Below are 14,224 nucleotides of genomic sequence, written 5' to 3' on the forward strand. Positions count from 1 at the left end.
ATTTCGGCCAGCTGCTTCCCCGCAGTCCCGCGGCGCACACGCACGTCACGAGTCCCTGATTTTCAGCATGTTCTGGCTTCGGCCGGACATTCTGCGGCACAACCCGGGTCTTGCCGCAAGACCCCCACTGCGCTATATGTTGAAAGGGGCGGAGAGTTCTCCTACCCCTCTGGCATCCGATCTGGACGAACGAATTCCTCCCGTAGCGGTAACACGCAACGCACATCGATGGGCTCAGCGGTTCACCATCAGCCTTCGAACGCGTGAGACAGGCCTGGCGATGCCTGGCGTACAAGGGATTCGGGCCGCGCACGCTATTCCGTCACCGACCGGGCAACCTACCCCGCACCGTCTTCGTGGTCGCCGCGCTGCTCTGGGCGGCCACCCGGCTGCCGGTGTTCGTCAAAACGACCTCGGTGGCGCCGACAGACGAACTGGCGGCACTGATCGACGAAATGAATTCCACCGCGCCCCAAGGCACACCGGCCCTCCTGGCCATTCGGCCCGAATAACCCGGCCCGCCGAACAATCGCGTCGACGATATGACGCCGACACTCATACGACTCGCGACAGACCCATCGAAAGGACTGGCATGCACGAAGCGGAAGCGGTCGCCGCCAACCGGGCGAACTGGAACGACCGAGCCGATGTCCACACGCGCTCGGAAATGTATGACGTCGAAGGCTTTCTGGCCGACCCCGCCGATATCTCCTCGGTCGTGCGGAACGACCTCTCGGTGCTGGCCGAGCACCTGCCGGAGTCAGGGATCCGGGACCGCTCGCTGCTGCACCTGCAGTGCCACATCGGAACCGACACCATCTCCTGGGCCCGGCTCGGCGCGGCCGACGTGCACGGACTCGATCTGTCGCCGAACTCGCTGCGCCACGCGGCCCGCATCGCGAAGGCCGACGGCCGCGACATCACCTGGGTGGAGGGCGACGCGCGGTTCGCGTCGACGTTGCTCGACCGGCGCTTCGACACCATCGTGACCAGCGCCGGAACCATCGTGTGGCTACCGGAACTCGCCGACTGGGCCCGCTCGATCCACGACCTGCTCGAACCGAGCGGCGTGTTCCTGATCCGCGACGACCATCCGATCCTCGGCGCGATGGCGTTCGAACCCTGGGACATCACCGACGACTATCTCGGTGGCGGCGGCGCCCGCACCTACGAGGACTCCGGCACCTACACCGCCGATTCGGCGGGGCAGATCACGCACACCACGAATCACGAGTGGCGGCACGACCTGGGCGAGATCGCCGGCGCACTGCTGCGCGCGGGGCTCGTGATCGAGGCATTCCACGAACTGCCCTATATGGACTGGCCCGCGTTTCCCGACCTCGTCCCCTGCCCGCAGGGCTGGACACTGCCGCCGGAGGCGCCCCGAATTCCGTTGAACTTCGCCATCGTCGCCAGGCGGCCGACATAGTGAATGCCCGGACGTCCACAACCAGGTTCGAATGATCTTGTTTCGAACGAAATCTGCTGGCCCGCAACCGAACTCACGTCAACAGACCACCGTCGCTCGCGAGCAGGCTGGGCGGGCACCGGCGATTCACGAGTCGCCGTCACGACTGGCAGAATCGCCGGACCCGTTGGCCGCCAATGCCATTTCGTGGCGCTCGCCATTGGTCTCCGTGATCGCGGTGGGAATCTTCGGCAGCGCATGCGGATGGTGGCGGCCGAGCCAGTCCAGCAGTTCCTCGCGGACCGCACAGCGCAGGTTCCACGCGTCGTCGGCGTCCGCGGCCGACATCGTCGCGCGCACCACGATGTTCGTCGGCGTGCTGTCGGTGACGACCAGGTTCCAGTGGCGGCGATCCCATTCCGGGCGGTCACGAAGACAGTCGTGCAGATATTCGCGCAGCAGTGGCACCGGCGTGCTGTGGTCGAGGTGCAGGAACACCGTGCCGGTGAGCTGCGAGCCGCCCCGCGACCAGTTCTCGTACGGCTTGCTGTTGAAGTAGGAGACCGGCATGGTCAGCCTGCGGTCGTCCCAGATCCGCACGGTGAGAAAGGCCAGGGTGATCTCCTCCACGGTCCCCCATTCGCCTTCCACCACCACTGTGTCGCCGATCTTCACCGAATCACCGAAGGCGATCTGCAACCCGGCCATGAGATTGCTCAACGTCGACTGCGCCGCGACGCCCGCGATGATGCCGATCACGCCGGCCGAAGCCAGCAGCGAGGTGCCCAGCGTGCGCAGAGTCGGGAACAGCAGCAGGATCGCCACCGCGGCGGTCGTGACCACCAGCACCGAGGTGACGATGCGGCGCACCAGTGCGAGCTGCGTGCGCAGCTGACGCACGCGCGAAATCTCGTTCGTGCGTCCGGCATAGCGCCGCAGCAGGTTCTCGGCGACCGCGTCGGCGGCCCGGATGACCAGCCACGCCGCCGCCATGATCGCCGCGGCGGCCAGGATGTTCCGTATCACCGCGTCTTGCCGTAAGTTCAACTCCGCCAGTGGATATGCCGCATGCAGCGCCACCGCACCGAGCAGCGCTTGCACAGGCAACTGCACCCGGCGCAACAGCATCGGCAGATGCGTATCGGGACGACGACGCGCGCTGTAGCGCAGCAACCCGTCGACCAGCAGTCCGGCCGACACGGTGATCGCGACCGTGCCGAACAGGACGATCAGCGGCCGTAATACGTCCTCCACGAGCTCGAACTCCTCTCGTCGTCAGGTGGGTGACGGTGCGCCGCGGCAGCCGAAACGCACCGTTGCCCAGGGTGTTCACAGCAGTGCCAGCATGAAACTCAGCACGCACAGCACGAGAACCCATGCGGCGATGGTCAGGTGGATGGAACCCGCTTGGTCGGCCGAGCCGGAACGATGTCGGCGGTCGGCACGATACTGCGGGCGCGAAGCCGAAACGGCCACGTTGTCCTCCTTCAGTCGACTTGCCTCAGCCACTCGCATACCCACTCGCGCCGAAGATCACAGGAAGACCTTGTGGCACATCCCACCTCCGCCGCCGAGTTCTCCGCCGCGGTGTCCGCGCGCGGGTGCAGATTCGGCGTAACTCGCCCGCAACCCGAGTGGACCGCCGGTGGTCTGTTCGGTCGGCTTGCGCGCGCTCCTCTCAGCGCGGTTGCCCGCGTCGAGACAGCAGCGATTGCAGGACCACCAGGGCGCCGAGGGCGAGCACTGCCGCGCCGATCACGCGCAGTCCGAACTCGGCGCCCGAGACGAAGGCCGCGACGACCTCGTTGGCGCGCGCGGAGCCGGTGGCGGCGAGCGCCTCGGCCACGGTGCGCGCATCGTGGCCTGCGCGAATGTCGGCGGGCAGCGCGGCGACGAACCGGGAGTTGAGCGCAGTGCCGATGACCGCGACGCCGAGAGCGCTGCCGAACTCGCGGGTGGTGGCTTGCAGTCCAGCTCCGACTCCGGCTCGATCAGGCGGCAGTGACGTGGCGATCGCACCGGACAGCGTCGGAAGTGCCAGCGTCACACCGATTCCGGTCACGACAAGCCATGCGGCGTAGGCGGCGTATGGCGTCTGCTCGGCGCTCGTGGAGATGCCCAGCAGTCCGCCGCCGACGAACACGAAGGCGAGGGCGACCGTGGCGTCGAGACCGATGCGGTGCACGAGGCGTCCGACGTGCCGGGTGCCGAGGATGACCGGGACGGTCAGCGGGATGACTCCGAGCCCGGTTTGCAGGACGCCGAATCCCTTGCCGTATTGCAGAAACGACGCGTTGACGTAGAACAGCGCGAACATGCCGAAGAAGACCGTCGTCATACCGAGGCAGGCGCTGCGCAGGCGTGGCAGGCGCAGTATCCTCGGGTCGAGCAGCGGGTGCTCCACTCTCAGTTCGACGATCGTCCAGATCGCGAACAACGCTGCGGCGCAGCAGAATCCGCTGATCACAAGGGCGCTGTCCCAGCCCGCCTCCGGACCTTGAACGATGCCGAGCAGGAGTGCGACCGACGCGCCGACGAGCAGCACGGTGCCGAGGGGGTCGAGACTTCGGCCGTTGCGCGGCGATACCGGCGCGACCAGGCCGACGAGCGCGGCGAGGATCAGCGCGACCGGGATACCCGCACCGAAGAGCCAGCGCCACGACCCGCTCGTCAGCAGGGCGCCGCCGCCGATGTTGCCGACGACTCCGCCGATCCCGGTCATCGAGGCCCAGGTCGCTATCGTCGCGCTCCTGCGTTCGGCGGGTACCGCGTGCAGGAGGATCGCGAGCGTGTTCGGCAGCACGGCGGCGGCGCCGATCCCCGTGACGGCGCGGCCGGCGAGCAGGACGGCGACGTTCGGCGCTGTCGCCGAGATCAGCGCGCCGACCGCGAACAACGTCAGCCCGGTGAGCAGAATCCCCTTGCGCCCGAAGCGATCCCCCGCCGCCCCGCCGGGGATCACCAGGCAGGCGAAGCAGATCACGTAGGTGTCGACGATCCACACCAGCGCCGACGCGGACGGGTGCAGTGCGCTCGCCGCGAGCATGGGGACGGCGAGGTTGATCGCGGCGACCATCCCGACGACGAGGACGACGCATGCGCACAGGACGGTGAGCAAGCCGCGCCGGGCGGCCGGGCGCGCGGACGCGGCCGGTGATGTTGGGCTCAGGACAGTTGATCGCATGGCGATGACGGTATTGACCTGCGATATCTGCACGCCACGCAACTTTTACAACTGACGATTGCGTAGTATGCAATTGTGCCTGGGCAGCTCGACCTGAACCTCCTGCGCGTTTTCGACGCACTGCTGCGGGAAGGCAGCGTCACGGCGGCGTCGGAACAGTTGAATCTGTCCGTTCCGGCCACCAGCCGGGCGCTGGGCCGGTTGCGGCGCACGATGGGCGACCCGATCCTGGTGCGCGCCGGTCGCGGGCTCGCGCCGACACCGTTCGCGCTGCGCACCGCTCCGCGAGTGCGGTCACTGCTCGACCAAGCCGAGGCGTTGATCAACGCCGACCGGGAGATCACCGTCGCGGAATTGCAGCGCACGTTCACCATTCGCATCAACGACGGCGTCGCGGCGACGCTGGTGACGACAGCGGTCGACGCCGTATCCGCGGCGCCCGGCGTGACTTTGCGTTTCGTGACCGAAGGAAGCGAGAGCATCGAGGCGCTGCGTGACGGCTCGGTCGACCTCGACGTCGGTGTCGGCGACGTCGACGCTCCCGATATCCGGAACGCCGTCCTGTATCGGGAACGACTGGTCGGCGTCGTCCGGTCGGGCAGTGCACTGGGCCGTCGCCGCAGCCCGACCTTGGCGCAGCTGTGCCGATATCCCCACGTCTCGGCCTCCCGCAGGGGGCGCGCTCGAGGACCGCTCGACGACGCGCTCGCCGCCGCGGGCCTGCAACGCCACGTCGCCGTCGTCGTGCCGACCTCGGCCGTCGCCGCGCTGTTGGTGTCCGCGAGCGACTACGTCGGACTCATCCCCCAGCGCCTCGCCGAACAATACGGCCGGACCCTCGGCATCCGCTGGTTCTCGATCCCCGCGGACCTGCCGGAAATCGATGTGCGACTGCACTGGCATACGCGGCTCGACGCCGACCCCGCACAACGCTGGCTACGCGACACGCTTCACGAGGCATTCAGCGCTCCTCGTTCCGACTGACGGCCGCGGCGGTCGGTGGGCGTCGCACGGCCACCCGAGAACGGGCTGGACGTGGGCTGCCTACTGCATGGCGAAGCGGAGCAGCGCCTGCTTGTCGCCCTGCTTGATCTTGCCCTTGCGGTTGAGGACTTCCAGTTGCCATGCGCCGCCGTTGCGGAAGGCGCGGGCCACGGCATTGGCGTTGTCGGTGCCGAGCAGGGAGGGCCAGATGTCGGCGACCTGCTGGCTGTTGCCGCCGGTGGCGTCGTAGATCTTGAACGAGATGTTGTTCGCCTTCTCGAACGAGCTGCCCTTCTTGAAGGCCGCCGCCACGAAGACGATGGCGTCGATGCCGCCCGGCACGTCGGCGAAGGTGACGTGCACCGTCTCGTCATCGCCCGTGGCCGCACCCGTCTGCTCGTCGCCGCTGTGCAGGACCGCGCCGTTGCCCAGCGGGTCGAGCGAATCGAGGCCCGCGAAGCGGACCGGCTCGCTGCCCTGCATGAGAATCGCGATCAGGTCGAGGTCGACGCCGCGCTTGCGGCGCGCCCAGCCGAGCGCTCCGCCGCTGGTGCCCGCCGAGGGGTCCCAGCTCACCCCGACACTCAGCTTGACGATGCCGGCGAGATCCGCGGCGCCGTCTTCTTTCCGGAGCGTGATCATGGGTGCGGTCCCCCTTCTACCGTCCGAGTCTCGGCGGTGGCTTTCGCTCGGGCGCAACGCCCCTGGTCTCGACCACGACACTACCCATGAACCTCGCCGCCGTACAACACGAATCAGGCCGACGCGATGAGCGGGATTGCCCGGCCGTGCCTTTCGCGGGCACGGCCGGGCAGCGGCTCCTGATCGAGCCGCGGCGGACAGCGCCGCGAATTCGTCGTCGGAGAGCGTGATTCGCGCGGCGTCGATGTTCTCCTCGACGTGAGCGACCGAGGAGGTGCCGGGGATCGGCAGGATCACCGCGGGCGCCGGGCTACGTGCCCGCGCCGCGCATCATGCCCGGAAATGCCGCGACGGGCGCGCCGAATCCGGCGCGCGAGGAACCAGCGGACGACCGAGCGCCGAGCAGCCCGGCGAGTACCGCGTCGATCGCCGGATCGAACAACTCGCGGGGATTCGCGGCGGATTCCAAGCCGATCACCAGCGCGACGCAGATGTCGGCGGCGGTCGCGGGCGGCACGGAACCCGCCACGCCCGCGGTGTCGAACAGCTCGATCAGCAGCACGCGCAGATCGCCGGTGAATTCGGCGCAGATGTCGCCGAACAGGCGCGCCTCGGCGTCGAGCAACTCCGCCGCGTGCGGTGAGTCGCCGCGCAGCCGCAGCACCAGCTCCAGTTTCGCCGCCAGGACGTCCCGAATGCGTTCGGCCGCAGCGGCATCCGCCGACGCGGCGGCACGGGCGCCCGCGAGCGCCTGATCGTGCAGCCGCTCGGCGAGCCTGCGCACGGCGTCGTCCTTGCCGCGGACGTACTGATAGACCGCCGACCGGGACACGCCCATGGTGGCGCCGATGTCGTCGACCGTGGTGCGCCGCACGCCGTATCGCGCCAGGCACTCGTAGGTGGCATCGAGGACCTCGTCGAGCCGATCGGCGGCCACGATCAGGACAGTTTCCTGATCAGCTCCTCGGCGACGCCTGCCGAGGAGGCGGGGTTCTGGCCGGTGATCAGATTGCGATCGGCAACCACGTTCGGCGACCACGGGTCGGCCTCGCGGAAGTCGGCGCCGATCTGCACCAGCCGGTCCTGCAACAGCCACTTGGCTTTGTCCGCGAAACCGGCTTGCGTCTCTTCGGCATTGGTGAAGCCGGTGAGCGCGTAGCCCGCGAAGACGTTGGTCCCGTCGGCCTTGGTCGCGGCGAGCAGCGCGGCGGGCGCGTGGCACACCACGGCCAGCGGCTTGCCGGAATCCAGTGCGGCGGTGAGCAATGCGCCGGAGGTGGCGTCGACGGCGAGATCTTCCATCGGCCCGTGCCCGCCGGGGTAGAACACGGCGTCGTACTCGTCGAGGTCGACGTCGGCCAGCGCGATGGGTTCGGCGAGTTCGGGACTGGTGGACACCACCTTCGCCCGGTGCTCGGCCGTCTCCTGGCCGCCGTTGACCTCGGGCGCGAGGCTGCCCTTGTCCACGCTGGGCACGACGCCGCCGGGGGTGGCCACCACGACCTGGTGGCCCGCGCCTTTCAGCGCTTCGAAGGGCACGACGAATTCCTCGGCCCAGTATCCGGTGGGGTGCTTGGTGTCGTCGGCCAATGTCCAGTAGTCGACACCGGTCATCACGAACAGAATTTTCGCCATTCTCGTCTCCCTTGTTCGGAACCCGCGGCGGGTTCGGTCATCGGTGCACGTCGTCCGGTCCGGATCAGGTCGCCATGTCCACCGACTGACGTTTCGCGTCCGATCCGTCAGTGGCGACATCGATGACGGTAGGCCCGATTCCCCGGGCATCGCCAATAGGAATCGAGATGTGAGACATCGATATTTCTATGGCAGCGCATCTGTTGACATCATGTGATGTCAACAAATACCGTCAGGAGAGCCTGTTTCAACGATGAGACGCGAGGACGGCGGTATGACCACAACGGCGTACGACGACCAAGCGCACGCGATACACGCGCGCGACGTGCGGTTCGATTTCGATTCGGTCCCCATGCACTACATCCCCGGCGAGGTGATGGCGACCCACATCATCAACGTCATGCACCTGGTGCTGCCGGAGGGCGAGCGGGCCATGGCGCAGGCGCTGGCCGAAACGCTGCCGCTCATCGACGACGAACGGCTGCGCGAGGAAATCCAGGGGTTCATCGGCCAGGAGAACATGCACGCCAGTTCGCACGAGAAGGCGCGCAAGCATCTCGAGTCGATCGGGCTGGACGTCGGCCCGATGGTCGATACCGTGTCCTGGCTGGTCGATCGGGTGCTCGGCGATCACGGCCTGACCGGGCGCGCCAAGCACGAGTGGCTCTGCGAGCGGCTCGCCCTGTTCGCCGGGATGGAGCACTACACCGCGGTCATCGGCGAGTGGTTGCTGACCAACGACCAGCTCGAGGCCAAGAACATGCACCCGGCGATGCTGGATCTGATCCGCTGGCACGGCGCGGAGGAAGTGGAGCACCGCAGCGTGGTCTACGACGCGTACATGCACGTCGACGGCGGATACTTCCGCAAGGCGCGGACCAGCCTGCTGGCGAGCTTCGGCCTGCTCGCGCTGTTCGTGATCTCCGGCGGCTACCTGTTCCACAAGGATCCCGAGCCGGACAAGGGACGACACTGGCCGCTCCAGATGCTGAGCGCCTCGGCCCGCGGTGTGATTCCGCGGTTCACCACGTTCGTCACCGAGATCCCGCGCTATCTGCGGCCGGGTTTCCACCCGTCCCAGCTCGGCCCCATGGACAACGCGATTCGCTACCTCGCGCAGTCGCCCGCGGCCCGCGCGGGTGAGGCGTGAGCGCCGTCGTGACCGGGAGCTATCGTCCGCCGCTCCCGGCGCGCGCGGTGGCGGGTCTGCTCGGCGCCTACAAGCGCGCCTTTGCCTCCGAGGCGACGGCCGGTCTGCTCTCGCGACCGAAACCGGTGCGCCGCACGGGTTTCGAGCTCCAGGTGCGGATCGACGCGCGCGTCATCGAGGCCGAGGACGTGATCGGCCTGACGCTACGGTCGCCCAGCGGCGCGGATCTGCCGTCCTGGATTCCCGGAGCGCACATCGACGTGTCCCTGCCGTCCGGCCGCCAGCGGCAGTATTCGCTCAACGGCGATCCTTTCGACCGCAAGACGTATCGAATCGCGGTGCGCTACCTCGCCGACGGCGACGGCGGTTCCCGCGAGGTGCACGACGAGCTGCGAGAAGGCGACCTGCTGCAGATCAGGGGCCCGCGCAACGCCTTCACCTTCGTCGACGCGCCGGAGTACCTGTTCGTCGCGGGCGGCATCGGCATCACGCCGATCCTGCCGATGGTGGCCGAGTGCGCGCGCCGCGGCGCGCCGTGGCGGTTGATCTACCTCGGGCGATCGCGGGCGAGCATGCCGTTCCTGGCACGGCTCGAGCGCTGCCGCGGCGGCCGCCTCGAGGTGCGGCCGGACGACGAGTTCGGCGTCCCCGATCTCGATGCCCTCATGGCCGAGGCGCCGCGCGGCGCCGCCGTATACGTCTGCGGTCCGCCGCCGCTGATGGAGTCCGCGCGCCGCGTGCTCTCCGCCACCGACCCGACCGCCTCGGTGCACACCGAGCGCTTCTCCCCGCTTCCCGTCCAGGACGGCGCACCGTTCCGTATCACGTTGCTGCGCAGCGGGAAGACGGTCGACGTCGGCGGCGACGAGTCCGCGCTGGCCGCCATCCTGCGCGTGCGCCCCGGCACCGCGTTCTCGTGCAGGCAGGGCTTCTGCGGCACCTGCAAGACGCGGGTCTTCGCCGGCGAGATCGACCACCGCGACCGGTTGCTTCCGGAGTCCGAGCGGGACTCCACCATGCTCACCTGCGTGTCGCGCGCGCTCGGGGACGACCTCGTCCTCGATCTCTGACCCCACGGGCAACGGCGCCCGTTCTGGAAAGGAAAATCTCCTCATGTCCGCACCGAGCGGAACCGACCCCGAGCACCGCGCGATCGTCGTGATCGGCGCGGGCATCGCGGGTATCGGCCTCGCCGTCAAGCTGCGCGAAGCGGGTTTCGACGATTTCGTCCTGCTCGAGCGCGCGAGCAGGCTGGGCGGGACCTGGCAGGCCAACACATACCCGGGCTGCGCCTGCGACGTGCCATCACACCTGTACTCGTATTCGTTCGCGCCGAACCCGAATTGGTCACGCACCTACGGGACCCAGCCGGAAATCCTCGCCTACCTGCGCTCGGTGGCCGAGCGCCACGATGTGGTGCGGCACATGCGATTCGACACCCCGCTGCTCCGCGCGCGCTGGGACGAGGACGCGCTGCGGTGGCGCATCGAGACAGAGCGGGGCGAGCTCACGGCCGACGTGCTCATCTCCGCGGTCGGCCCGTTCAGCGAGGCCAAGATTCCCGGCTTCCCCGGGCTGAGCGATTTCGAAGGCGCGCAGTTCCATTCGCTGCACTGGGATCACGGGCACGACCTCACCGGCGAGCGTGTGGCCGTGATCGGCACCGGCGCGTCGGCGGTGCAGTTCATCCCGGAGATCCAGCCGATCGCCCGGCGGCTCACGGTGTTCCAGCGTTCCGCGCCGTGGATAGTCTCCAGGATGGACCGGAGGACGCTGGGCGTGGAACGCGCGCTGCTGCGGCGAATGCCCGTGCTGGGCAAGGCGATCCGTGGCGCGTACTTCGCGGGGATCGAGAGCTTCGGCCTGGTCGGATTCGTCGACCGGCGCTTCCGGCATCCGTTCCAGGCGCTGTCGCGGTGGCAACTGCACCGGCAGGTTCGCGACCCCGAGCTCCGCGAGAAGCTCACGCCCGACTACATGATCGGCTGCAAGCGCGCCATCTTCTCCGACGCGTACTACCCTGCGCTCGCCCAGGACAACGTAGAAGTCGTCACCGAGCGCATCGCGGAGATCCGGCCGCGGTCGATCGTCACCGACACGGGCGCGGAATACCCGGTGGACACCATCGTCTGGGGCACCGGATTCGGGTCGCTGCCGCAGCTGTACGAGCGGATCCTCGGCAAGGACGGCCGGTCGATCGCCGAGGCGTACCGGGAACGACCCGGCAGCTATCTCGGCGCGGCCGCCGCCGGTTTCCCGAACATGTTCTGCACGTTGGGCCCGTTCGGCGCGGCCGGGAACCAATCGGCCATCTACATGATCGAGGCCCAGATCGGCTACATCATCGACGCGCTGAAGACGATGCGCGACAAGGGCATCCGCCGCGTGGAGGTGCACCCCGGCGTGCAGCGATCCTTCCTGGACGAGATGGAGGAGCGCAGCAGGGAGACCGTCTGGCTGAAGGGCGGCTGCAACAGCTACTACACCACCGCCGACGGCCGCAACGCCGGTTTATATCCGGACTGGAGTTTTCACTACCGCCGCCGCGTCGCCGAATTCGACGTCGCGTCCTACGAAGCGAGTGTCCGATGAGTGCGCATACCCTGCACACCGTGCGAAAGCTGTTGCGGGCGGTCCCGTCCGCGCTGGCGGGCAGCGCCGGACGGTACGAGGTCGAGGGCAAGGTCGTGGTGATCACCGGCGCCGCCACGGGGATCGGATACGCGCTGGCCCGGCTGTTGTACGCGCGGGGTGCGCGTCTCGCGCTGGTCGACATCGACGGCAGGGCGGCCACCGCCGCGGCGGCCGGGCTCGGCAGCCGCGCCGTCGGAATCGGCGCCGACGTGGCGGATCGCGCAGGCATGCGCGAGGCGATCGACAGAGTCCGCGAGCGCTTCGGCGGCATCGACGTCGTCGTGGCCAACGCGGGCGTCGTGCCGAAACCGTCGAGCATCCGGTTGATGGATCCGGCGGATTTCGATCGCGTCCTCGCGGTGAATCTGACGGGCGTGTTCAACACCGTCCACCCGAGCCTCGACGACATCGTCGCCGCGCGCGGGCACGTGGTCGTCGTCTCGTCCTGCGCCGCTTTCGCACCGGGCATGGGCGGGTCGCCGTACATGGTGAGCAAGGCGGGCGTCGAGCAGTTCGGCCGGACGCTGCGCGTCGAACTCGCCGCCTCGGGGGCGACGGCGGGCGTGGCCTATTTCGGCATCGTCGACACCGCGATGACCCACGAGACGCTCGATGACGACGACATGGGCGCCGAAATCGGCGACCTGCTGCCCTGGCCGCTGAACAAGCGGATCAGCCCCACCGAGGCCGCCGCGTCCATCGCCGACGGCATCGCGCGGCGCGCGCCCCGCACCATCGCTCCCGCGGGCTGGGAGCCGTACGCCATGCTGCGCGGTGCGCTGAACGTGGTTCTCGATCAGCACCTCAGCACCGACGAGCGGGTGCGGTCGCTGACGAACCGCTTGGAGCAGCGCATTCGCGCGGACCGGAGTCGCGCGATCGATGCCTGACGACGTGGTTGTGAATTGACTCATAGCTAATTTACTATCGAGTCAATTCGAGCCGTGGAGAGGATGCGGATGGCGACGCGGTCGTGGTGGGGCTGGGGGAACGTGGTGGACGCCGTGACCGGCGAGGAGCGCGCGGCGTTGACGCGCCGGGTGGCGGCGACGCTGCCCGGCGCGGATCTCACCGTGCACGAGCCGCCCGAGCTGTCGTCGCTGGAACTACCCGCGCCGCGGGTGCGAGTGCCGGATGCGTTGGCCCCGTTGGCTTCCGAGGATCCCGTCGATCGCGTGGCGCACTCGAGCGGGCAGGCCTTCCGCGACGTGGTGCGGAATCTGCTCGGCCGCGTCGACCACGTGGTCGATCAGGTCGTGCGCCCGCGCACCGAGCGGGACGTGATCGACATTCTGGACTGGTGCACCGATTCCGGAGTCGCGGCGATCCCGTACGGCGGCGGCACCTCGGTCGTCGGCGGTGTCGAACCGCGTTGCGCCGAAGACTATCCCGCGACGATCGCCGTGGATCTCGGTGGCCTGAACCGAGTTCTGGAGATCGACCGCACCAGCCGCGCGGCGCGCATCCAGGCGGGCATGCTCGGCCCGGCGCTGGAAGACGCACTGCGTGGGCACGATCTGACGCTGCGCCACTTCCCGCAGTCCTTCGAGTTCTCCAGCCTCGGCGGTTGGCTGGCCACCCGCGCCGGTGGCCACTACGCGACCGTCTACACCCACATCGACGACATGGTCGAGTCGCTGCGGGTGGTCACCCCGATCGGCGTGAGCGAATCGCGCAGGCTGCCGGGGTCGGGTGCCGGGCCGGCGCCGGATCGGATGTTCCTCGGCTCCGAGGGCATTCTCGGTGTGATCACCGAAGCGTGGATGCGGTTGCAGGACCGGCCGCGCTGGCGGGCGGGCGCTTCGGTGGACTTCGACGACTACTCGAAGGCCGTCGCCGCGACCAGAACCATCGCGCAGTCCGGGCTGTTTCCGACCAATTGCCGGTTGCTGGATCCGGTGGAGGCTTTTCTCAACGCGGGAACCGCGTCCGCGGGCGGCGTGCTGGTGCTCGGGTTCGAGTCGGCGGACCATCCGGTGGTCGAGCCGATGCGGCGCGCGGTGCAGATCTGTCGCGAGCACGGCGGCCGATTTCCGGACGGCGTGCGCACCACGGACGCGGCCGAAGACAAGGCGAGCGCGGGCGCGGCGGACACCTGGCGGTCCTCGTTCCTGCGCATGCCCTACCAGCGCGACGCGCTCGCGGCGCAGTCCATGATCGTGGAGACCTTCGAAACCGCCTGCACCTGGGACCGTTTCGACGCGCTGCGCGCCGCGGTGCTGGCCGCGGCGACCTCCGCCTTCGACACGCTCGGTGTGACCGGGGTGGTCAGCTGCCGGTTCACCCACGTCTATCCCGACGGTCCCGCGCCGTATTTCGGCGTGTACGCCGCCGGGCAGTGGGGCCGCACCGTGGAGCAGTGGGACGAGATCAAAGCCGCGGTCTCGGAGGCTCTGGCGAGCAACGGCGCGACGATCACCCACCATCACGCGGTCGGCCGCGACCACCGGCCGTGGTACGACCGCCAGCGGCCGGATCCGTTCGCCGCCGCGTTGCGCGCGGCGAAGTCGACACTGGATCCGGCCGGAATCCTCAACCCGGGCGTTCTGATCGACCCGGCCCAGCCGGACCGGCGTCCGTGACGCGG

At 68.7% G+C, this 14,224-nt stretch carries 14 protein-coding genes and 1 pseudogene; 8 read left to right on the plus strand and 7 right to left on the minus strand.

Annotated elements, in window-relative coordinates:
* Positions 1-356 precede the first annotated feature (356 nt).
* Positions 357-512, plus strand: coding sequence for a hypothetical protein (locus tag AB0H50_RS02940; RefSeq protein WP_357445781.1), 156 nt, complete (start codon positions 357-359; stop codon positions 510-512).
* An 80-nt stretch (positions 513-592) separates the two neighbouring features.
* On the plus strand, positions 593-1,429 hold the full coding sequence (locus tag AB0H50_RS02945; RefSeq protein ID WP_357445784.1) for a class I SAM-dependent methyltransferase: 837 nt from the start codon (positions 593-595) through the stop codon (positions 1,427-1,429).
* 126 nt (positions 1,430-1,555) lie between these two features.
* On the opposite strand, the gene AB0H50_RS02950 is transcribed toward AB0H50_RS02945, so the two are convergent.
* The 3 genes from AB0H50_RS02950 to AB0H50_RS02960 form a co-directional block, all read right to left on the minus strand.
* Entirely contained in the window at positions 1,556-2,662 is a 1,107-nt protein-coding gene (locus AB0H50_RS02950) for a mechanosensitive ion channel domain-containing protein (protein ID WP_357445787.1), read from the minus strand.
* A 75-nt stretch (positions 2,663-2,737) separates the two neighbouring features.
* On the minus strand, positions 2,738-2,884 hold the full coding sequence (locus tag AB0H50_RS02955; protein ID WP_357445790.1) for a hypothetical protein: 147 nt from the start codon (positions 2,882-2,884) through the stop codon (positions 2,738-2,740).
* Between the two features lie 202 nt (positions 2,885-3,086).
* On the minus strand, positions 3,087-4,592 hold the full coding sequence (locus tag AB0H50_RS02960) for an MFS transporter (protein ID WP_357445792.1): 1,506 nt from the start codon (positions 4,590-4,592) through the stop codon (positions 3,087-3,089).
* 75 nt (positions 4,593-4,667) lie between these two features.
* Between AB0H50_RS02960 and AB0H50_RS02965 the strand changes: the two genes are divergently transcribed.
* Complete coding sequence (locus tag AB0H50_RS02965; protein ID WP_357445795.1) at positions 4,668-5,576, plus strand: LysR family transcriptional regulator; 909 nt, start codon at positions 4,668-4,670, stop codon at positions 5,574-5,576.
* Positions 5,577-5,636: 60 nt separating this feature from the next.
* On the opposite strand, the gene AB0H50_RS02970 is transcribed toward AB0H50_RS02965, so the two are convergent.
* The 4 genes and pseudogenes from AB0H50_RS02970 to AB0H50_RS02985 all read right to left on the minus strand — a co-directional run bounded on the left by AB0H50_RS02970 (position 5,637) and on the right by AB0H50_RS02985 (position 7,853).
* Positions 5,637-6,218, minus strand: a complete 582-nt coding sequence (locus tag AB0H50_RS02970; protein WP_357445798.1) for a TerD family protein — start codon at positions 6,216-6,218, stop codon at positions 5,637-5,639.
* A 189-nt stretch (positions 6,219-6,407) separates the two neighbouring features.
* A pseudogene (locus AB0H50_RS02975) lies at positions 6,408-6,533 on the minus strand (aldo/keto reductase); the annotation flags it as partial.
* Entirely contained in the window at positions 6,529-7,257 is a 729-nt protein-coding gene (locus AB0H50_RS02980; protein WP_357445801.1) for a TetR/AcrR family transcriptional regulator, read from the minus strand. The gene AB0H50_RS02980 and the pseudogene AB0H50_RS02975, both read right to left, overlap by 5 nt.
* Positions 7,158-7,853 (minus strand): type 1 glutamine amidotransferase domain-containing protein, encoded by a 696-nt coding sequence (locus AB0H50_RS02985; RefSeq protein WP_357445804.1) that lies wholly within the window; start codon positions 7,851-7,853, stop codon positions 7,158-7,160. The genes AB0H50_RS02980 and AB0H50_RS02985 overlap by 100 nt, the downstream gene beginning before the upstream one ends.
* 274 nt (positions 7,854-8,127) lie before the next feature.
* On the opposite strand from AB0H50_RS02985, the gene AB0H50_RS02990 reads away from it, so the two are divergent.
* From AB0H50_RS02990 to AB0H50_RS03010, 5 genes are all read left to right on the plus strand, one after another.
* The gene (locus AB0H50_RS02990) at positions 8,128-9,003 is read left to right on the plus strand and encodes a metal-dependent hydrolase (protein WP_357445807.1); all 876 of its coding nucleotides are present in this window, start codon (positions 8,128-8,130) and stop codon (positions 9,001-9,003) included.
* A gap of 47 nt (positions 9,004-9,050) precedes the next feature.
* Complete coding sequence (locus AB0H50_RS02995; protein WP_357447222.1) at positions 9,051-10,073, plus strand: PDR/VanB family oxidoreductase; 1,023 nt, start codon at positions 9,051-9,053, stop codon at positions 10,071-10,073.
* Between the two features lie 43 nt (positions 10,074-10,116).
* Complete coding sequence (locus AB0H50_RS03000) at positions 10,117-11,595, plus strand: NAD(P)/FAD-dependent oxidoreductase (protein WP_357445810.1); 1,479 nt, start codon at positions 10,117-10,119, stop codon at positions 11,593-11,595.
* Positions 11,592-12,527: an SDR family oxidoreductase gene (locus tag AB0H50_RS03005; protein ID WP_357445813.1), complete on the plus strand. Its 936-nt coding sequence runs from the start codon at positions 11,592-11,594 to the stop codon at positions 12,525-12,527. Before AB0H50_RS03000 ends, AB0H50_RS03005 begins: the two co-directional genes overlap by 4 nt.
* 63 nt (positions 12,528-12,590) lie before the next feature.
* Positions 12,591-14,219 (plus strand): FAD-binding oxidoreductase, encoded by a 1,629-nt coding sequence (locus AB0H50_RS03010; RefSeq protein ID WP_357445816.1) that lies wholly within the window; start codon positions 12,591-12,593, stop codon positions 14,217-14,219.
* Positions 14,220-14,224 lie beyond the last annotated feature (5 nt).

Source organism: Nocardia sp. NPDC050793 (genome assembly GCF_040654065.1).
Taxonomy (GTDB): Bacteria; Actinomycetota; Actinomycetes; order Mycobacteriales; family Mycobacteriaceae; genus Nocardia.